We start from the raw sequence: 20,079 nt of genomic DNA, 5'->3' as shown, positions 1-20,079 counted from the left end.
GAAGCAGCCATAGGCGGCCAGCGCACCTAGTCTAGTGCGTCGATGAAATTCCGCTAAAGGTACGAATGTCCGCTCGTGTCCCCCACAGCGGACAATGCTCCGGCCTTCCGATGCGCACAGGTGGAAACTGCAAGAAAGTCGTGGACGACGCGCCTCGTACGCCGACCTAGCTTGGGTCAGTCCACGTGCGCCAGTGGGTCGGCTCGATGTCGGCGTGCCGTTGACCCGAGCGATCGACCCAATTGGTCCCGTCCTTGTGACAGGGATAAGGAATTGCATGGACAATACCGTCGAAATCCAATGCGCAGATTTCGAGATCTCGGTCACGCGGAGCTATCGAGGTGGGCTGCCATCCGGCTGTAGCTGCGTGCATGATCACCCTCCGCCAAGTACAGAAAGGCGAGCCACCATCCCTTTTGCGTGATCGCGAGCGGCAGTTGGCTGTGCCATTCCGCGGTAGGACTGGCCTACCTGTTTCCGGTCGTGTCTAGATTATAGAACCCAGACGTAACGTCGAGTGTGAACTGGATCGCATTTCCGCCGCCATAGCGTCGATCCAGGTGCCCCTTTTGTCGCACTGAGGCATTTCGAGGGCACGAGAGGTGGATCAAGTACTCGACTGCAACCACTCCGAGAAGGCCCGGATGGTTTTCTTGCGCGGATGGCTCGGCTTGCTCACCACATGGAAGCTATAGCCGGACAAGCTCAACTTGAACGCCTTCACCAGCGTGCCGGCGGCGAGCTCGTTTGCCACAAGCACATCACTGAAAATCCCGACTCCCTGCCCGGCGATCACCGCCTCGATGGCGTGCAGTTCCTCGTGGAAACTCAGGTGCTGCATGTCCTTGAATTCGGGCACTTCACGCCATCTGCGCTGCGCCGCGGCAAGCCATCTCTGCCATGTGGGCGGCTCACGATCGGCCGGTGACCAATAGGAGTGGATCAGAACGTGGTTTGCAAGATCGACCGGTCTCTTCAGGCGTCCCGCTGAAAGCAGGCGCGGACTGCAGACCGGCCAGAATGTATCGCTGAAGAGATCATCGACGATCCCGTCTGTCGGCAGTACCCGGCTGGTTGCGTAACGAATGGCGACATCGCCATCTCCGGCCTGCAGATCGAGCACTGTGTCCGTGCCAATGATCTCCAGCGGCACATCAGGATGCAACTTTCGCCACACGGGCAGACGGGGCACGAGCCAGCGGCTGGCGAAAGCGTTGGTTGTCGTCACCCGAAGCGGCTGCTGGTCGCGCTCCTGCTTGACGGCCGCAATTGCAGCGGCAAACATCTCAAGCCCGCCCCGAATGGCGGGGAATAGCTCCGCTCCGGCAGCGGTCAGCGAAAGAGGCCGCGGCCTGCGGCGGAACAGAGCGCGACCACAATACTGCTCGAGCAACCCGATCTGGTGGCTGATCGCAGTCGGCGTCACGCCGAGTTCTTCCGCTGCCTTTTTGAAGCTCAGATGGCGGGCGGCAGCTTCAAAAGCGCGAAGTTCGCTCAGGGGCGGCAGCTTGTGCATGCGGCCAGTCTAGGTGAAATTAATTCATCGTCACCTGAATTCTTCGGATTTGCCCCGAGCCAGCCCGCGATTGAGGATTGGCGGGTCGAACCGGGGAGACCTTGTCATGTCGTCCATCGCATCTGTCGCCAGCGCCGCCGCCGACCTTAGCGCCTCTTTTGGGGGACAGCTCCTCAAACCAACGGACGAGGGCTTTGAGGAGGCGAGAAAAGTCCACAACGGGCTGGTCGACAAACGACCGGCGTTGATTGCCCGATGCCGCAGTGTGGCCGACGTCGTGGACGCCGTCGCTCTTGCGACCAAGCTCGGCCTCGAGGTCGCGGTTCGTGGCGGCGGCCATAATGTGGCAGGACGCGCGACCATTGACGGCGGGATCATGATCGACCTGTCACCAATGAAAGGCGTCCACGTCGATGCTGCCCGCAAGACCGTACGGGCGCAGGGCGGGGTCACATGGGGCGAGGTCAATCGCGAGACGCAACTTCACGGACTTGCGGTCACCGGCGGCGTGGTCTCGACCACCGGGATCGCCGGACTGACCCTCGGCGGGGGACTGGGCTGGCTGATGGGCAAGTACGGCCTGGCACTGGACAATTTGCGGGCTGTCGAACTCGTCACCGCCGAAGGCAAGGTCTTGCGGGCCAGCAAGCAAGAGGAGCCCGATCTGTTCTGGGCCATTCGCGGCGGCGGCGGAAACTTCGGGATCGCAACCAGCCTCGAATACGACCTCCATCCAGTAGGGCCAATCATTACCGGCGGCCCAATCGTCCACCCCATCGAACGCTCCCGCGACCTGCTCGAATTCTTCCGGGCCAGTACGCAATCGTTAGCGGACGAGCACACGCTGTTCGCGACCCTGACGCATGCCCCCGACGGGTCCGGCACGGAGGTCGCTGCTCTTGTCACCTGTCACTGCGGCCCAGCGACGGATGCCGAACGAGCCGTACGGCCGCTGAAGCAGTTCGGGGCTCCGATCATGGACGCAGTCGGGCCGATGCCCTATTGCCAGCTCAACAGCATGCTCGACGCCAACTACCCCAGGGGCGCCCTCAACTACTGGAAATCGAACTTCCTCACGGAGCTGAGCGATGCTGCGATTGCGACCATGATCGAATGTTTCGCGCGCTGCCCGACTCCCATGGGCCAGCTGCTTCTTGAACACATCCACGGCGCGGCGGCCCGTGTTGGTCCAGGGGATACGGCATTTCCGCATCGGCGAGATGGCTACAACTTCCTGATACTCGCGCAATGGATGCAGCCTGGCGACACCAGCCGCTGCATCTCGTGGGCACGCGAAACCCACGAAAGCATGCGGCCCTTCTTCGCCTCCGGCCGGTATGTCAATTATCTCGATGACGACGAGGCGGGCGATCCTGTCGCTGCCGCGTATGGGCCGAACTACCGGCGTCTGCAGCGGATCAAGGCGAAATACGATCCGACGAACTTCTTTCGCATGAACCAGAACATCCGGCCGCTGGCCTGATCACCAGGTCATGCTGTCGTTGGTCCGGCATACCGATCCCGCAGGAGGACTCGAACATGGCTATCGTGTGCCGACCCGCTTGCATGGACGACTTGACGCGGGCCGATGAGCTCGTGGTCGCCAGCATCAATGAACTCACTGAACGGCGGGGCTTCGGAAAGATCGCATCCTCTCACCCTCCGAATTTTCAGGCCTTCTCGCTAAGGGACGATACCGAAGGTCTATGGGTAGCCGATGACGACGGAGAAGTTATCGGCTTCGCGTGGAGTTGGGTTTGCGGCGAACTTTGGTTTCTGGCACAGCTGTTCGTGGCACCTGACCGCCAGAGCGACGGCATCGGAAATCAACTTATCAGCAAGACGTTCGCTCACGCAGAAGCGCGCGGAGCATCCATCAAGGCGCTGATCACTTTCACGTTCAACAACGTGTCCCAGGGGCTCTACATCCGCCACGGACTATTCCCGCGCTTTCCGATCTACATGGTCAGCGCGCCTCGTGACTGCCTGGCGCCCCGATTGGCTGAGCCGCGGCTCCGTCTTGAATCTCTCACGGCCAAGACAGCCAGGTTCGACGAGCTGGCGCTCATGGATATCAGTGCCGTCGGCGTTTCCAGAGAGAAGCATCACCGATATCTCCTTGGCGACGGCACGACGAGCGGGTTCACCATCCACGCCGGCAGCGAGTGCGTAGGGTATGTCTATATCTCCGGAGGACACATTGGCCCGCTTGCAGTCCGTCGGCCGGATCTCGTGGGTCCAGCTTTCGCCAGTGCGTTGTCGTTTGCGGCACGGAGCAATTCTCCAAACATCTCGGCTTTCGTGCCGGGCGCGAGCGAGCCAGCGCTCAAGGCGGCGATGAACCACGGGATGCATCTAACGCTCCCGATGTTGCTGATGTCGAACCGGCAATTCGGAGATTGGGCCAGCTACCTCCCGCGAAATCCCGGATTCATGTAGCTCAATCCAGATGAGTTGAAGGGCAACGTCGTGGGGTAACCGCGCAATGACGGGGCGCGAAGACGCGCTCCTCACCATGAGGGTTGGTCAGTTGGATAATTCCGGCTGCCAGTCCCGCAACTTTCGCGCGGCAATCGTAACGTCGGCAATCGCCGGGAACGATCCCGTCTCCATCATCATCGCGCGCGCCAGCCGCACGGCGCGGGCTTCGCTGATCGCTCGCTTCCGCGGGTCTTCGATCAGTTCGAAATCGATGTTGTGGGCGAGGCCGAAGATACGGCGGATGGTTTTTGCCGCGGCAAAGCCGACCGTGTCGGCGAACAGCCGCCGCATGTAGGCTTGTCGCTCGGCCTCCAGGCGTGCGGCGCCCTTCTCGCCGGCGAAGAGCGAGACGGGATAGGCATCGCCAGCGGCTTCTGCACGCCAGAGATCGAGGAATTTTCGCGCGAACCCGTTCCAGACCTTATCGACGGTGTCCAGCACCCAGCCCTCGAACGCGCGGCGCTCGCCCGGCGATCGCTCGTGACCGGCGGAGGCGAAATAGGCCATCAGCAAATTGGCCAGCACTGCGCCAACGTCGAACCCCATCGGGCCATAGAACGCGAATTCGGGATCGATCACCCGCGTCTGGCTATCCGTGACCATGATCGAGCCGGTGTGGAGGTCGCCATGGAGCAGCGCTTCGGGGCTTGCCATGAACTTCAGCTTCAGCCGGGAGATCGCGACATGCAGCTCCATGTCGTCGCGCAGGGCTGCCGCCAGCCCATCGAGGTAGGGCGCGGTCCAGCGGTTCTGCTCGGCGATGCGATAGGGATCGGTGAAGATCAAATCCTCGGTGATCTTGCACAGCGCATGGTTGCCGGCGAAAGCCGCGATGCCTTCCTTCTTGTCCGCGGCGGTGAGCGCGAGGTCGGAGGTGAAGAACAGCGTCCGCGCCATGAAGGTGGTGATGTCGTCGACGAAACGCGGATATTGCGCACCCGCGACAAGCCCCTTGCGCATGATGATATGGGGCTCGAGGAGCTCCATCACCGTCAGCGCCAGCGTCTCGTTGTGATGCAGCAGCGCCGGCACGAGGCCCGGCGCGAGCTGGGCCTGCCGGGACAGAGCGAGATATTCGTAATGGGCCCGCGACAGCGGCAGCGGCCAGCTCTCGCCGACGAGACGGACGTAAGGCAGCGCCTGCTTCACGGCGATGCCGCCGCGCGCCCCCTTCACGATGAAGACGAGATTGAGGTTGCCGTCGCCGACCTCGGTGATCGCCCAGGAGGCCGGCTCGCCGCCGAGAATCGCCTTGAGGTCCGGCAGACCCGCGAGATAGTCCCGCAAGGCCGCCTCCTGCAGAATCCGGTAATCCCCCTGCCCCTGCGTCATGACGATCCCACCCCATGCTAAAGCGCGATGAGATCGCGCTTTAGATTGTTATTTGAGCATGATCTTCTCGGAAAACCGCTTCGCACTTTTCCGGATCATGCTCTTGGCAGGGCCGGATCGTTACTCCCGCTCCAGGAAGCTCGAGCCGATCTCGGCCTTTCTTTTGATGGGATCGTAATCACAATAGACGCTGTCCGCCACCAGCGTGTAGCTGGCGCTGACCGTGTATTTGTCGAGCTTCACCGAGTTCAGGCCGATGACCGAGGTGCTCTTGCCCCCGTTCCACTTGAATGGCGTCGAACTCTGCGCCCGCTCGCAGGCCGCGACCGCCTCATTGAAGACATAGCCCTCGACGAACGCCTTCAGCGTCCGCACCTGCACGGCCATCCGCCATTCGACATACCCGATGGCACCGAGACCGGCCACGATCAGCACCAGAAGCGCAACGACGATCCTTTGAAAAGTCATTCGTCCCCCCGAACAACGACCCAACCGAAAAGCTGTAGCAAGAACTCCTAGAACGGCATTCCCATCAGTTTCGACAAGCGTTCGATCGAAAGATAGCCGGCGTTATAGGCGGCCATTCCGATCCCGAAAATAATCGCCGAGATGATCGTGGTCCAGATCAGCTTGCGGCCCATCCGCGTCAGGATCGGCGCGCCGGGGTCGGTGCCTGGGGCACCCACGCCATCCTCGTGCTGGCTGCGCACGCCGAACGGCAGCGTCAGAAACAGCGCCACCCACCAGATGACGAAGTAGATCGCGAGCGCGGTTGATATCTGGACGGCCATGGGGCGGCCTTACGCCTGCTCGATCTCGACAAGCGCCCCGGAGAAATCCTTCGGGTGCAGGAACAGCACCGGCTTGCCGTGGGCGCCGATCTTCGGCACGCCGTCGCCGAGCACCCGCGCGCCCTCCTTCACCAGCGTGTCGCGCGAGGCGATGATGTCGACGACCTCGTAGCAGACGTGGTGGATGCCGCCGTCGGCATTACGCTCGAGGAATTTCGCGATCGGCGATCCCTCGCCATAGGGCTCGATGAACTCGATCTTGGTATTGGGCAGCGTCACGAACACGGTGGTGACGCCATGCTCCGGCAGCGCGACGGCCTCCGAGATCTGCGCTCCGAACGCCGCGCCGTAGATCTTGGCGGCCTTGATGGCGTCCTTGGTCGCGATCGCGACATGGTTGAGCCGGCCCAGCATGTTTCTCTCCCTCAGAGCATGATCCGGAAATGCGGTGAAGCGGCTTTCCGAAGAGATCATACTTTAACACTCAGACTGTCAGCACGTGTACCAGACAGAGGGGCTTTTTGCCCCAATGTTCGTTGATCACGGCCCGGACGGCGCGCCGCACCGACTCGCCCAAGGCGTCCGGATCGCGGCGGCGCGCCTTTGGCAACCCCTCGATCGTGGACATCACGGCGTCGAAGACAAGGTCGTCGAAGGTCTCGCCCGCTTTGTTCTTTTCGGGGATGCCGACGAGATCGACCTCGGGATCGTCAGCAAGTTCGCCCTGCGCGGTCATGGCGACGGCGACGAAAACGCAGCCGGAGAACGCCATCCGCCGCCGCTCGACCACGGCGCGGGACTTGGAGTCCTCCAAAATCGTTCCGTCCTTATAGAGGCGGCCCGAAGGTATCTCACCGACGATTCCGGGATCGCCGGGGCCGAGCTTGACGAGGTCGCCGTTGCGGCAGACCAGCACGCGGGGGCACGCCGGCGGCGCGCGCGAGCTTGGCGTGCTCGTGCAGGTGCAGGGCCTCGCCGTGCACCGGGATCAGGAGCTGCGGTTTGGTCCAGGCGATCAGGTCGCGCAACTCGTCGCGGCGGGGATGGCCGGAGACGTGGACCAGATGGTCGCGGTCGGTGATGATCTCGACACCCTGCAGGACCAGATTGTTCATGATCGAGCCGACGGCCTTCTCGTTGCCGGGAATGGTCCGCGAGGAGAAGATCACGCTGTCGCCGCGGTTGAGCGTGATCTCGGGATGGTCGTCATTGGCGATGCGCGCCAGCGCGGCGCGCGGCTCGCCCTGGCTGCCGGTGCATAACGCCAGCACCTTGTCCTGCGGAAGATGGCCGTACACCTCGGGCGAGCGGAAATTCTGGACGCCATCGAGATAGCCGGTCTCACGCGCGACCTGCACCACGCGCTCCATGGCGCGGCCGACCACGACGACCTCGCGGTCGGCGGCCCTGGCGGCGTCGGCCACAGCCTTGATGCGGGCGACGTTGGAGGCGAAGGTCGTCACCGCGACGCGGCCCTTGGCTGATTTGACCAAGTCGATGATGGTCCTGGCGACCTCCGCTTCCGACGGTGAGCGGCCATCGCGCACGGCGTTGGTGGAATCGCCGATCAGCGCGAGCAGGCCCTCCTCGCCCAGTTCGCGCAGCCGCTTCTCGTCGGTCGGGCTCCCCAGGGTCGGGGTCGGGTCGATCTTCCAGTCGCCGGTGTGCAGCACCGTGCCGGCCTCGGTGTGGATCGCCAGCGCGTGCGCTTCCGGGATCGAATGCGCGACGGGAATGAACTCGACGTTGAACGGGCCGACATCGACGCGGCCGCCGGACGGGACCACCGTGACCGGGATATCAGGCGCATTACGCTCGGCGGCGCATTTGGCCTCGAACAGTGCGGCGCTGAACTGGGTCGCATAGATCGGGCATTTCAGCTTCGGCCAGAGGTCGATGATGGCGCCGAAATGGTCCTCATGGGCGTGGGTCAGCACCAGGCCCATCAGGTTCTTGCGTTCCTTCTCCAGGAAGCTGATGTCGGGCATGATCAGGTCGATGCCCGGCAGATGCTCCTCGTCGCCGAAGGAGACACCGAGGTCGACCGCGAGCCAGGCGCGTTGTTGGCGGTTGCCGAGGCCGTAGACCGACAGGTTCATGCCGATCTCGCCGACGCCGCCGAGCGGCGCAAAGACCAGTTCGTCGGGCCTCGCCATCAGGCAGCTCCCACGGAGGCGGCCGAGCCGAAGAACACCTCGCCCGCGGCCACGGGCACACGCCGGCCCTCCGCGGTGCGTACGATCAGGCAGCCGGTGTCGTCGATGGTGTCAAAAATGCCTTCCAACGTCATCGTTCCCGTGTTGATTGCGACCCGCTCGCCGAGGCCGGCGGCGCGCTCCAGCCACAGCTTGCGGATCTCGGCAAAGCCGCGGCCATTGTCCCAGATGCCGCGGAATTCGACCCAGGCGTCGGACAATGCCAGGAACAGCTCCTCGGCGCTGATCTGGACGCCGAGCGCTGCGAGCGACACCGCGGGCGTCGGGGTGCCTTCCGGCGCTGCCACGACGTTGGTCCCCATGCCTGCGACGACGGCGAGGCGGTCGCCGACAACTTCAGCCTCGAGGGCGATGCCGACGAGCTTCTTGCCTCCGGCGAGCACGTCGTTCGGCCATTTCAAGGCGTAGCGGGGGCGGTCCGGGCCAAGGCGCAGCGCGGCTTCCAGGCTGACCTTCTCCAGCGCCGCCTCCTCCGCAAGGCCGGCCGCAAAGCCAAGCGTCGCGGCGACGGCGGGGGCGACGTCCAGGACTTCAAGAACGCTGGCTGCCAGATTGCCGCGCGGCGCGATCCAGGCGCGCTGGCGGCGACCGCGGCCGGCGGTCTGCTCGGATGTGACGAACCACATCGGGCCGCGTTCGCCGCGCCTGGCATGTTCGATCGCGTCGGTATTGGTCGAGCCGGTCCGTTCGAAAGCCGCGAGCCGATGGCCCGCGGACAATGCGCGAGGACCGAGCGCGAACCCCATCCTAGAACAGCGACTTTGCCGCGGCGGAGGCGACGCTCACCACCGGGCCCGCGAACAATGCAAACAGGATGTTGAACAGGCCCGCGACCGCCAGCACCGTCCGCACCTCGAAACGCACCGGGTCGACCTTGCCGGCCGGCTCGTCGAAGTACATCGTCTTGACGATGGCGAGGTAGTAGTAAGCGCCCACCACGCTGGTCAGCACGCCGATGACGGCAAGCGTGAACAGATTGGCCTTGATGGCGGCGACGAAGACGTACCACTTGGCGAAGAAGCCGGCGAGCGGCGGGATGCCTGCGAGCGAGAACAGCAGCATCGCGAACATGAAGGCGAGCAGCGGGTTGGTCCGCGACAGGCCGGCGAAATCGCTGATCTGCTCCACGGCCTGGCCGTTGCGCTTCATGGCGAGGATGACCGAGAACGAACCGAGCGTCATCGCGACATAGATCACGATGTACATCAGCACGCCCTGCGCGCCCTCGACCGTGCCAGAGGCAAGGCCGACCAGCGCGAAGCCCATGTGGCCGATCGAGGAATAGGCCATCAGGCGCTTGATGTTGGTCTGACCGATCGCGGCGAAGGAGCCGAGCGCCATCGAGGCGATCGCCACGAACACCAGGATCTGCTGCCACTGCGTGACGATGCCCGGGAATGCGGTGAGCGTGACGCGGGTGAAGACGGCGAGCGCGGCCACCTTCGGTGCCGAGGCGAAGAAGGTGGTCACCGGCGTCGGAGCGCCCTCGTACACGTCCGGCGTCCACATGTGGAACGGCACGGCCGAGACCTTGAAGCACAGGCCGGCGAGCAGGAAGACAAGACCGAACACCAGGCCGACATTCGAGACCGTCGCGACCGACGCGATGCCCGTGAAGCTGACCGTGCCGGTGAAGCCATAGACCAGCGAGGCGCCGTACAGCAGCATGCCCGATGACAGCGCGCCGAGCACGAAGTATTTCAGGCCGGCTTCGTTCGACTTGGTGTCGTCACGGTTCGAGGCCGCCACGACATAGAGCGCAAGCGACATCAGCTCAAGGCCGAGATAGAGCGAGATCAGGTCGCCGGCCGAGATCAGCACCATCATGCCGAGCGTCGAGAGCAGCACCAGGATCGCGTATTCGAAGATGCGCCGCGAGGGGTCGGACAGGAACTCGGTCGACAGAACCAGCGTCACCGCCGAGCCGATCAGGGTCAGGATCTTCATGAAGCGCGCAAAATCGTCGACGATGAAGCTGCCGCCGAAGGTCACCTGCTTGCCCGCGGGCTGCATGTACACGAGCGCGCCGACCACGATCAGCAGCACGACGGCAAGCGACGTGACCGTCCTTGTGGTCCCCTGCCCGCGGTAGGCCCCCAGCATCAAGAGCGCCATGGCGCCGATCGCGAGCACGATCTCGGGCAGCACTGGCGCCAGTTGATAACCTGCAGTCTCAAAGCTCATGGCAATATCCTGACCTGCCCGATCACTGGAGCAGTGCGGCGGCCTTCACGGCCGTCACAGCGGTGTTGTAATTGTTGACGAGTTGCTGGACCGAGGCGGCCGACATGTCGAGCACCGGCTTCGGATAGAAGCCGAACAGGATCGTCAGCGCGATCAGCGGGAACAGCGTCACGCATTCGCGCAAGGTGAGATCCTTGACGCTCATCAGCGAAGGCTTGACCAGCGCCCCGAACACGACCTTGCGATAGAGCCAGAGCGCATAGCAGGCCGACAGGATCACGCCGAAGGAGGCGAAGAACGCGGTCGGGATCGAGACCTTGAAGGTGCCGACCAGCGTCATGAACTCGCCGACGAAACCGCTCGTGCCGGGCAGACCGACATTGGCCATGGTGAAGACCATGAAGGTCAGCGCGTAGAGCGGCATCCGGTTGACGAGGCCGCCATAGGCCGCGATCTCGCGGGTGTGCATGCGGTCGTAGACGACGCCGACGCAGAGGAACAGCGCGCCGGAGACGATGCCGTGCGAGATCATCTGGAACACGCCGCCGGCAACGCCCTGCATGGTGCCGGCGAAGATGCCCATGGTGACGAAGCCCATATGCGCGACCGAGGAGTACGCGATCAGCTTCTTCATGTCCTCCTGCATCAGGGCCACCAGCGAGGTGTAGATGATGGCGATGGTCGAGAGCGTGAAGATCAGCGGCGCGAAGTCATGCGAGGCCAGCGGGAACATCGGCAGCGAGAAGCGCAGGAAGCCGTAGCCGCCCATCTTCAGCAGGATCGCGGCGAGGATCACCGAGCCCGCCGTCGGCGCCTCGACGTGCGCGTCGGGCAGCCAGGTGTGCACCGGCCACATCGGCATCTTCACCGCGAAGGAGGCGAAGAAGGCGAGCCAGGCCCAGGTCTGCAACGACCGCGGCACGGCGGTGTGCATCAGGGTCGGGATGTCGGTGGTGCCGCCGTTCCAGTACAGCGCCATGATGGCGAGCAGCATCAGGACCGAGCCGAGCAGCGTGTAGAGGAAGAACTTGAACGACGCATAGACCCGACGCGGACCGCCCCAGACGCCGATGATCAGGAACATCGGTATCAGGCCGCCTTCGAAGAACAGGTAGAACAGCAAGAGATCGAGCGCCGAGAAGGTGCCGATCATCAGCGTTTCCAGGATCAGGAACGCCATCATGTACTCGCGCACCCGGCTCTGGATCGCCGTCCAGCTCGCGATGATGCAGAACGGCATCAGGGCGGTGGTCAGGATCACGAAGGGCAGCGAGATGCCGTCCACACCCATGTGATAGGTGATGCCGGTGGCGAGCCAGTTCGCCTTCTCGACGAACTGGAAGTCGGCGACCGTGGGATCGAAGCGCATGACCAGGATCACCGACACCGCGAAGGTGATCAGCGTGGTCCAGAGCGCGATCCAGCGCGAATTGCGCTTGGCCGCCTCATCATCGCCGCGGCTGAGATAGACGATCAGCGCGCCGACCAGCGGCAGGAACGTCGTGACCGAAAGGATGGGCCAGGTTGTCATTTACTGGCCTCCAAAGCCGAACATGAACCAGGTGATCAGGCCAGCGGCGCCGATCAGCATGGCGAATGCATAGTGATAGAGATAGCCGGTCTGGATCTTCACGACATTGCGGGTGATGTCCAGGACGCGCGCGGAAACGCCGTCGGGCCCGAAGCCGTCGATGATGAAGCCGTCGCCCTTCTTCCAGAGCTGATAGCCAATCCACTTCGCCGGGCGGACGAAGATGACGTCGTAGAGCTCGTCGAAGTACCATTTGTTGAGCAGGAACTGGTACAGCATCGGCTGCGTTTTCGCGAGCTCGACCGGCAGGTAAGGCCGGCGGATGTAGAACAGGTACGACACGAGGAAGCCCAGCACCATCATCACCGTCGGCAGGAAGGCGATGGTCTCGGGGATGTGGTGCATCTCCTCGATGATGTGCGGATTCATCTTCACGGACTCGCGGAAGAACTCCTCGACGCCGTGACCGGCGAACAGCTCCTTGAACGGGAAGCCCGCGACGATCGAGCCGACCGCGAGCACGCCGATCGGGATCAGAATCCAGAGCGGCGCTTCATGCGCGGCCTCGTAGTGATGCTCGTCATGCGGCTCGCCGTGGAAGGTCTTGAAGATCAGGCGCCAGGAGTAGAACGAGGTCAGGCCGGCGGCGACGACCGTCATCAGGAAGCCGTACACCGCGAACGGATTGTGCGAGGCGTAGGCGGACTCGATGATCGCGTCCTTGGAGAAATAGCCGGCGGTAAGCGGGAAGCCGGTCAGCGCCAGCGTGCCGACCACCATCACCACGTAGGTGTAGGGGATCTTGCGCCAGAGGCCGCCCATGTTGCGGATGTCCTGCTCGTGGTGCATCGCGTAGATCACCGAGCCGGAGCCCAAGAACAACAGCGCCTTGAAGAAGGCGTGCGTGAACAGGTGGAACATGCCGACCGAATAGGCCCCTGCTCCCATCGCGACGAACATGTAGCCGAGCTGCGAACAGGTCGAGTACGCGACGATGCGCTTGATGTCGTTCTGGACGAGGCCGACGGTCGCGGCGAAGAACGCGGTGGTGGCGCCGAAGAACATCACGACGGCCTGGGCGGTCGGGGCGAGTTCGAACAGCGGCGACAGGCGCGCCACCATGAAGACGCCCGCGGTCACCATGGTCGCGGCGTGGATCAGCGCGGAGACCGGGGTCGGGCCTTCCATCGCGTCCGGCAACCAGGTGTGCAGCAGGAACTGCGCCGACTTGCCCATCGCGCCCATGAACAACAGGAGGCAGGTCAGTGTCAGCGCGTCGGCGTGCCAGCCGAGGAAGTTGACGGTCTTGCCGGTGAGGCCGGGCGCGGCGTGGAAGATCGTCTCGAAATCGGTCGAGCCGACGAGTGCGAAGATCGCGAAGATGCCGAGCGCGAAGCCGAAGTCGCCGACACGGTTGACCACGAAAGCCTTGATCGCCGCCGCGTTCGCCGACGGCTTCTGGTACCAGAATCCGATCAGGAGGTAGCTGGCCAGACCCACGCCTTCCCAGCCGAAGAACAGCTGCACCAAATTGTCCGCAGTCACCAGCATCAGCATGGCGAAGGTGAACAGCGAGAGATAGCCGAAGAAACGCGGCCGGTACGGGTCCTCGTCCATGTAACCGATGGAATAGAGGTGCACGAGCGAGGACACGGTCGTCACGACAACCAGCATCACGGCGGTGAGCGTGTCCACCCGCAGCGCCCACCAGACCTGGAGGTCGCCGGAGAATATCCAGGGCATGACCTGGATCCGGGCATCGTGGTGCATGAAGCCGACATCGACCAGCGTCATCCAGGACAACGCCGCCGACACGAAGAGGAGCGCGGTGGTGATCAGCTCGGCGCCGCGCGAGCCAGCCGCCGCCGGCTCGACCGGGCCGTGGCCGTGGTCGTCATGAGCGTGATCGTCGTGACCATCGCCGTCATGGGCGGCCGAGGCGTGAGCATCGCCGTGACCGTGGTCGTCGTGATGCTCGACCGTGTCGCCTGAGGGGTTGCGGCCGTGTGCGCCGACGATCGCGATCAGGCCGGCGAGAATGGCGCCCAGCAGAGGCAGAAATACAATTGCCTGAACCATGACTGAGCTCAGCCCTTCATCAGATTGACGTCCTCAACCGCGATCGAGCCGCGGTTGCGGAAATAGACCACCAGGATGGCGAGACCGATTGCGGCTTCTGCGGCCGCAACGGTCAGCACCAGCAGCGCGAAGACCTGGCCGACGATGTCGCCGAGGAAGGTCGAGAACGCCACGAGGTTGATGTTGACCGAGAGCAGGATCAGCTCGATCGACATCAGGATGACGATGATGTTCTTGCGGTTCAGGAAGATACCGAGAATCCCGAGCGTGAACAGGATCGCGCCGACGGCAAGATAGTGTCCGATCCCGATCGTCATTTCACCCACTCCGCCGCATCGGCATCCGAGAGCCCCTGCCCCGGCGCCACCTTGCGCATCGCCATCGCCATTTCGGGCGTGCGTGCGTTCTGAACGTTGATGTCCTGCCGCTTCACGCTCGCCTTGTGCCGCAGCGTCAGCACGATGGCGCCGATCATGGCGACCAGCAGCACCATGCCGGCGAGCTGGAAGTAGTGGATGTACTTCGTATAGAGCACGAGCCCGAGCGCCTCGGTGTTGCTGACATTGGTCGGGATCGGCGCCGTGATGGTCTTGGCGACGCCGGGGTTGATGACCCAGAAGCCGACGGTGAGCAGCAGCTCGAACAGGAAGATGCCCCCGATCACGAGGCCGACCGGCAGGTACTCGATGAAGCCTTCGCGCAGCTCGAGGAAGTCGACGTCGAGCATCATGATCACGAACAGGAACAGCACCGCGACTGCGCCGACATACACGACGATCAGGATCATCGCCAGGAATTCGGCGCCCATCAGCACGAACAGGCCGGAGGCGTTGACGAACGCCAGGATCAGGTACAGCACGGAGTGCACGGGATTGCGCGAGACAATCACCATCACCGCCGAGGCGACGCAGATGCCGGCGAACAGATAGAAGAAAAGCGCGGGAAGGATCATGCCCTCACCTCACCGGTACGGCGCGTCGAGCTCGATCGCTTTCGCGATCTCGCGTTCCCAGCGATCGCCGTTGGCGAGCAGCTTGGCCTTGTCATAGAACAGTTCCTCGCGGGTCTCGGTCGCGAACTCGAAGTTCGGACCTTCGACGATGGCGTCGACCGGACAGGCCTCCTGGCAGAGGCCGCAATAGATGCACTTCACCATGTCGATGTCGTAACGCACGGTGCGGCGGGTGCCGTCGTTGCGGCGCGGGCCGGCCTCGATGGTGATGGCCTGCGCCGGGCAGATCGCCTCGCACAGCTTGCAGGCGATGCAGCGCTCTTCGCCGTTCGGATAGCGGCGCAGCGCGTGCTCGCCGCGGAAGCGCGGTGAGATCGGCCCCTTCTCGAACGGATAGTTCAGCGTCGGCTTCGGCTGGAAGAAATAACGCATGGCGAGGAAGAACGCCGAGACGAATTCCGACAGCAGAAGCGAGCGTGCAGTGGCGTTGATGTTGATACCCATGACGGCCCTCACTTCGGCGCGATGCCGGCGAAATGCAGCACGCCGGCCACCACGATCACCATCGCCAGCGACAGCGGCAGGAACACCTTCCAGCCGAGGCGCATCAGTTGATCGTAGCGGTAGCGCGGCACGATCGCCTTCGCCATCGCGAACAGGAAGAACATGAAGAATAGCTTCAGCGAAAACCAGATGATCCCCGGCACCCAGTTGAAGGGCGGCAGATCGACCGGCGGCAGCCAGCCTCCGAGGAACAGGATCGTCGCCATCGCGCACATCGTGACGATCGCAACGTATTCGCCGAGCATGAACAGCAGGTACGGCGTCGAGCCGTATTCGACCATGAAGCCGGCGACGAGCTCGGATTCCGCTTCGACGAGGTCGAAGGGCGGACGGTTGGTTTCCGCCAGCGACGAGACGTAGAAGACGACGAACATCGGGAACAGCGGCCACACATACCAGTTCAGGATGGTGAGCTGCGGCAGCCCGATCAGGCTGGCGAGGCCGCGTGCATGCTGGGCCTCGACCACGGCCGTGAGGTTCAGCGTGCCGGCGCAGAGCAGCACCGTGATGATGACGAAGCCGATCGAGACTTCATAGGACACCATCTGCGCCGCCGAGCGCAGCGCGGCCAGGAACGGATACTTCGAGTTCGACGACCAGCCGGCCATGATGATGCCGTAGATCGACAGCGACGAGATCGCGAAGATGAACAGGATGCCGACATTGATGTCGGAGATCACCCAGCCGAGATTGGTCGGGATCACCGCCCAGGCGGCGAGTGCGAGCACGCACGACACCAGCGGCGCGAGCAGGAACACGCCCTTGTTGGAGCCGGACGGAATGATCGGCTCCTTCAGCACGAACTTCAGCAGGTCCGCGAAGGACTGCAGCAGGCCCCATGGGCCGACCACGTTCGGGCCGCGGCGGATCTGCACCGCCGCCCAGATCTTGCGGTCGGCGAGCAGGATGTAGGCGATCGCGACCAGGAGGACGACGAGCACCAAGACGCTCTCCGCGACCATGATGATCAGCGGCCAGAGGAAACCGGTCCAGAATGCGCTTTCGAAGAATTCCATCAGATCACGCTCACTCCGCTGCGGTCAGCATCTGCCCGGAGGCAAGCCGCGAGCATTCCGCCATCACGGCGGACGCACGCGCGATTGGGTTGGTCAGGTAGAAGTCCTCGACCAGCGGCTTGAACGGCGCCTTCTCCGGCGTGCCGCCCTTCCCCGCCAGCTTCTTGATCTGGTCGGCCGAGCCGGCCTCGATCTGGTCGAGACGGATCAGATGCGGCACGGCCTTGAAGATCGCCTGACGCAGGGCCGCGAGCGAGTCGTAGCCGAGCTTCTTGCCGAGCGCCTCCGACAGCGCACGAACGATCGCCCAGTCCTCGCGGGCCTCGCCCGGCGGGAACGCGGCGCGTCCGGTCATCTGCACGCGGCCTTCGGTGTTGACGTAGATCGCGGACTTCTCGGTGTAGGCGGCAGCCGGCAGGATCACGTCGGCGCGGTGCGCGCCGCGGTCACCGTGGGTGCCGATGTAAACGACGAAGGTGCCGTCCGGCGCCTTGATCTCGTCGGCGCCGAGCAGGAACAGCACGTCCAGCGTGCCGAACGTCGTCATCTGCGCCGCGTTCAGGCCCCCCTGACCGGCCGCAAAGCCGATATCGAGCGCACCGACGCGCGAAGCGGTCTCGTGCAGCACGGAAAAACCGTTCCAGCCGTCCTTCACCGCGCCGACATCGAGCGCGAGCTTGGCGGCGGCTGCGAGAATGGCGGCGCCGTCGTGGCGCGAGGCCGCGCCCGCGCCGACCAGGATGATCGGGTGTTTGGCGTGCTTCAGCACGTCCATGAAGGAGTGCTTGCCGGCCGCGAGCTCGCCGAGCGTCTCGGTGCCCGCACCGAGATGGTCATAGTCGTAGGTCAGATCGGCCTTGGCGCCGATCACGCCGACCTTGAAGCCGCCGCCGCGCCAGCGCTTGCGGATGCGGGCGTTGAACACGGCCGCCTCCTTGCGCGGATTGGCACCGATGATGAGCAGCGCGTCGGCCTGCTCGACGCCGACGAGCGTCGGATTGAAGATGTAGGAGCCGCGGCCGAGCGCAGGATCGAAGGCGTCGCCGCCCTGCACCGCCAGATTGCTCGAGCCGTACTTCGCCAGCAGATCCTTCAGCGCGAACATCTCCTCGACGCCGGCGAGATCGCCGGCGATCGCGCCGATGCGCTTGCCGTCGGTGCGCGCCGCCTTCGCGGCGATCGCTGCAAAAGCTTCCGTCCAGCTCGCTGCACGCAGCTTGCCGGCCTCACGGATATAGGGCCGGTCGAGGCGCTGGGTGCGCAGGCCGTCGACGATGTGGCGGGTCTTGTCGGAGATCCACTCCTCGTTCACGGCCTCGTTGATGCGCGGCAGCACGCGCATCACCTCGCGGCCGCGGGTGTCGACGCGGATCGCCGAGCCGATGCCGTCCATCACGTCGATCGACTGGGTCTTGCCGAGCTCCCACGGGCGCGCCGCAAAAGCATAGGGCTTCGAGGTCAGCGCACCGACCGGGCAGATATCGACGAGATTGCCCTGCAATTCCGACGTCAGCGCGTGCTCGAGATAGGTCGTGATCTCCATGTCCTCGCCGCGGCCGGTCGCGCCCATCTCGGGGGCGCCCGCGACTTCCGCCGAGAAGCGGACGCAGCGCGTGCACTGGATGCAGCGGTTCATCGAGGTCTTGACCAGCGCGCCGAGATACTTGTCCTCGACCGCGCGCTTGTTCTCGGCGAAGCGGCTGGTGTCGACGCCGTAGCCCATCGCCTGGTCCTGCAGATCGCACTCGCCGCCCTGGTCGCAGATCGGGCAGTCCAGCGGATGGTTGATCAGCAGGAACTCCATCACGCCTTCGCGCGCCTTCTTCACCATCGGCGAGCGGGTGGAGATCTCCGGCGGCTCGCCCTTGGGGCCCGGGCGGCAGTCGCGCACGCCCCAGGCGCAGCTCGCGACCGGCTTCGGGCCGCCCTTCACTTCGACGAGGCACATCCGGCAATTGCCGGCGATCGACAGGCGCTCGTGATAGCAGAAGCGCGGAATCTCGGCGCCCGCGGCTTCGCACGCCTGGAGCAGCGTGTACTCCGGCGGGACATCGATCTCTTTGCCGTCGATGATGAGCTTGGTCATTTCTCTTACTCCGCCGCGACCATGTTCACGGGATCGCGGACACCGGCATCGTCGATGTCGGCCTTGTGCGAATACTGGTCGATGCGCGCTTCGATCTCATGACGGAAATGCGCGATCAGGCCCTGGATCGGCCAGGCGGCCGCGTCGCCGAGCGCGCAGATGGTGTGGCCCTCGATCTGCTTGGTGACTTCGAGCAGCATGTCGATCTCGCGCTTGTGGGCGCGGCCCTCGGCCATGCGGGTCATCACCCGCCACATCCAGCCCGTGCCCTCGCGGCACGGCGTGCACTGGCCGCAGCTCTCGTGCTTGTAGAAATAGGAGATGCGGGCGATCGCGCGGATCAGGTCGGTCGACTTGTCCATCACGATCACGGCCGCGGTGCCGAGACCCGAGCGCAGCTTGCTCAAGCTGTCGAAGTCCATCGGCGTATCGATGATCTGCTCGGCCGGCACCATGCGCACCGACGAGCCGCCGGGGATCACGGCCTTGAGGTTGTCCCAGCCGCCACGGATGCCGCCGCAATGCTTCTCGATCAGCTCACGGAACGGAATGCCCATGGCTTCTTCGACGTTGCAGGGCCGCTCGACATGACCGGAGATGCAGAAGAGTTTCGTACCGACATTGTTCGGACGGCCGATGCCGGCGAACCAGGCCGCGCCACGCCGCAGGATGTCGGGCGCAACGGCGATCGACTCGACGTTGTTCACGGTGGTCGGGCAACCGAACAGGCCGACGTTCGCCGGGAACGGCGGCTTCAGGCGCGGCTGGCCCTTCTTGCCTTCGAGGCTTTCGAGCAGCGCGGTTTCCTCGCCGCAGATATAGGCGCCGGCGCCGTGCGCGACATAGATGTCGAACGGCCAGCCGTTGACGTTGTCCTTGCCGACCAGCTTGGCCTCATAGGCCTGGTCGATGGCGGCCTGGAGATGCTCGCGCTCGCGAATGAACTCGCCGCGGACATAGATGTAGCAGGTGTGCGCGTTCATCGCGCAGCTCGCGATCAGGCAGCCCTCGATCAGGAGATGCGGATCATGCCGCATGATCTCGCGATCCTTGCAGGTGCCGGGCTCGGACTCGTCGGCATTGACGACGAGATAGCTCGGCCGGCCGTCGGTCGATTCCTTCGGCATGAACGACCACTTGAGACCGGTCGGGAAGCCGGCGCCACCGCGGCCACGGAGGCCCGAGGCCTTCATCTCGTTGATGATCCAGTCGCGGCCCTTGTCGATGATGGCCTTGGTGCCATCCCAGGCGCCGCGGCGCCGCGCGCCCTCGAGCCCCCAGTCGTGGAGGCCGTAGAGGTTCTTGAAGATGCGGTCCTTGTCCTCGAGCAT

The 20,079-nt window shown here is 64.1% G+C and carries 17 protein-coding genes and 1 pseudogene; 2 read left to right on the top strand and 16 right to left on the bottom strand.

The window, feature by feature from the left end; translation table 11 throughout:
• Nucleotides 1-607: 607 nt before the first annotated feature.
• On the bottom strand, nucleotides 608-1,516 hold the full coding sequence (locus tag AC630_RS30775) for a LysR substrate-binding domain-containing protein (protein WP_074122231.1): 909 nt from the start codon (nucleotides 1,514-1,516) through the stop codon (nucleotides 608-610).
• A gap of 106 nt (nucleotides 1,517-1,622) precedes the next feature.
• Between AC630_RS30775 and AC630_RS30770 the strand changes: the two genes are divergently transcribed.
• Nucleotides 1,623-2,999, top strand: a complete 1,377-nt coding sequence (locus tag AC630_RS30770) for an FAD-binding oxidoreductase (RefSeq protein WP_074122230.1) — start codon at nucleotides 1,623-1,625, stop codon at nucleotides 2,997-2,999.
• 83 nt (nucleotides 3,000-3,082) lie between these two features.
• A complete protein-coding gene (locus AC630_RS30765; protein WP_245330567.1) occupies nucleotides 3,083-3,955 on the top strand; it encodes a GNAT family N-acetyltransferase in 873 nt (290 codons plus the stop codon).
• Between the two features lie 87 nt (nucleotides 3,956-4,042).
• Here AC630_RS30765 and mtnK read toward each other — a convergent pair whose 3' ends face one another.
• The 15 genes and pseudogenes from mtnK to nuoF form a co-directional block, all read right to left on the bottom strand.
• Entirely contained in the window at nucleotides 4,043-5,329 is a 1,287-nt protein-coding gene (mtnK, locus tag AC630_RS30760) for an S-methyl-5-thioribose kinase (RefSeq protein ID WP_074122228.1), read from the bottom strand.
• Nucleotides 5,330-5,449: 120 nt separating this feature from the next.
• The gene (locus tag AC630_RS30755; RefSeq protein ID WP_074122227.1) at nucleotides 5,450-5,797 is read right to left on the bottom strand and encodes a hypothetical protein; all 348 of its coding nucleotides are present in this window, start codon (nucleotides 5,795-5,797) and stop codon (nucleotides 5,450-5,452) included.
• 47 nt (nucleotides 5,798-5,844) lie between these two features.
• A complete protein-coding gene (locus AC630_RS30750) occupies nucleotides 5,845-6,120 on the bottom strand; it encodes a DUF1467 family protein (protein ID WP_074122226.1) in 276 nt (91 codons plus the stop codon).
• 9 nt (nucleotides 6,121-6,129) lie between these two features.
• The gene (gene mce, locus AC630_RS30745; RefSeq protein ID WP_074122225.1) at nucleotides 6,130-6,534 is read right to left on the bottom strand and encodes a methylmalonyl-CoA epimerase; all 405 of its coding nucleotides are present in this window, start codon (nucleotides 6,532-6,534) and stop codon (nucleotides 6,130-6,132) included.
• 70 nt (nucleotides 6,535-6,604) lie between these two features.
• Nucleotides 6,605-8,276 (bottom strand): annotated as a pseudogene (locus tag AC630_RS30740) (ribonuclease J).
• Nucleotides 8,276-9,082 carry a biotin--[acetyl-CoA-carboxylase] ligase gene (locus AC630_RS30735; RefSeq protein ID WP_074122224.1) on the bottom strand — a complete coding sequence of 269 codons (807 nt, stop codon included), beginning with the start codon at nucleotides 9,080-9,082 and terminating at the stop codon, nucleotides 8,276-8,278. Before AC630_RS30735 ends, AC630_RS30740 begins: the two are co-directional and overlap by 1 nt.
• Before the next feature lies 1 nt (nucleotide 9,083).
• Nucleotides 9,084-10,520 carry an NADH-quinone oxidoreductase subunit NuoN gene (nuoN, locus tag AC630_RS30730; protein WP_074122223.1) on the bottom strand — a complete coding sequence of 479 codons (1,437 nt, stop codon included), beginning with the start codon at nucleotides 10,518-10,520 and terminating at the stop codon, nucleotides 9,084-9,086.
• 22 nt (nucleotides 10,521-10,542) lie between these two features.
• The gene (locus AC630_RS30725; RefSeq protein WP_074122222.1) at nucleotides 10,543-12,051 is read right to left on the bottom strand and encodes an NADH-quinone oxidoreductase subunit M; all 1,509 of its coding nucleotides are present in this window, start codon (nucleotides 12,049-12,051) and stop codon (nucleotides 10,543-10,545) included.
• Nucleotides 12,052-14,130: an NADH-quinone oxidoreductase subunit L gene (nuoL, locus tag AC630_RS30720; RefSeq protein WP_074122221.1), complete on the bottom strand. Its 2,079-nt coding sequence runs from the start codon at nucleotides 14,128-14,130 to the stop codon at nucleotides 12,052-12,054. It lies immediately after the preceding gene.
• An 8-nt stretch (nucleotides 14,131-14,138) separates the two neighbouring features.
• Nucleotides 14,139-14,447, bottom strand: a complete 309-nt coding sequence (gene nuoK / locus AC630_RS30715; RefSeq protein ID WP_074122220.1) for an NADH-quinone oxidoreductase subunit NuoK — start codon at nucleotides 14,445-14,447, stop codon at nucleotides 14,139-14,141.
• Nucleotides 14,444-15,082 (bottom strand): NADH-quinone oxidoreductase subunit J, encoded by a 639-nt coding sequence (locus AC630_RS30710; protein ID WP_074122219.1) that lies wholly within the window; start codon nucleotides 15,080-15,082, stop codon nucleotides 14,444-14,446. The genes nuoK and AC630_RS30710 overlap by 4 nt, the downstream gene beginning before the upstream one ends.
• Nucleotides 15,083-15,091: 9 nt before the next feature.
• Nucleotides 15,092-15,580: an NADH-quinone oxidoreductase subunit NuoI gene (gene nuoI, locus AC630_RS30705; RefSeq protein ID WP_027529879.1), complete on the bottom strand. Its 489-nt coding sequence runs from the start codon at nucleotides 15,578-15,580 to the stop codon at nucleotides 15,092-15,094.
• 14 nt (nucleotides 15,581-15,594) lie between these two features.
• Nucleotides 15,595-16,662, bottom strand: coding sequence for an NADH-quinone oxidoreductase subunit NuoH (nuoH, locus tag AC630_RS30700; RefSeq protein ID WP_143198452.1), 1,068 nt, complete (start codon nucleotides 16,660-16,662; stop codon nucleotides 15,595-15,597).
• 10 nt (nucleotides 16,663-16,672) lie between these two features.
• The gene (nuoG, locus tag AC630_RS30695) at nucleotides 16,673-18,748 is read right to left on the bottom strand and encodes an NADH-quinone oxidoreductase subunit NuoG (RefSeq protein ID WP_074122217.1); all 2,076 of its coding nucleotides are present in this window, start codon (nucleotides 18,746-18,748) and stop codon (nucleotides 16,673-16,675) included.
• A gap of 5 nt (nucleotides 18,749-18,753) precedes the next feature.
• Nucleotides 18,754-20,079: an NADH-quinone oxidoreductase subunit NuoF gene (gene nuoF, locus AC630_RS30690; protein ID WP_074122216.1), complete on the bottom strand. Its 1,326-nt coding sequence runs from the start codon at nucleotides 20,077-20,079 to the stop codon at nucleotides 18,754-18,756.

Source organism: Bradyrhizobium sp. AS23.2, from assembly GCF_001908185.1.
GTDB lineage: Bacteria > Pseudomonadota > Alphaproteobacteria > Rhizobiales > Xanthobacteraceae > Bradyrhizobium.
The sequence above is the reverse complement of the archived record's forward strand: the minus strand, read 5'-3'. Positions and strand labels throughout refer to the sequence as shown.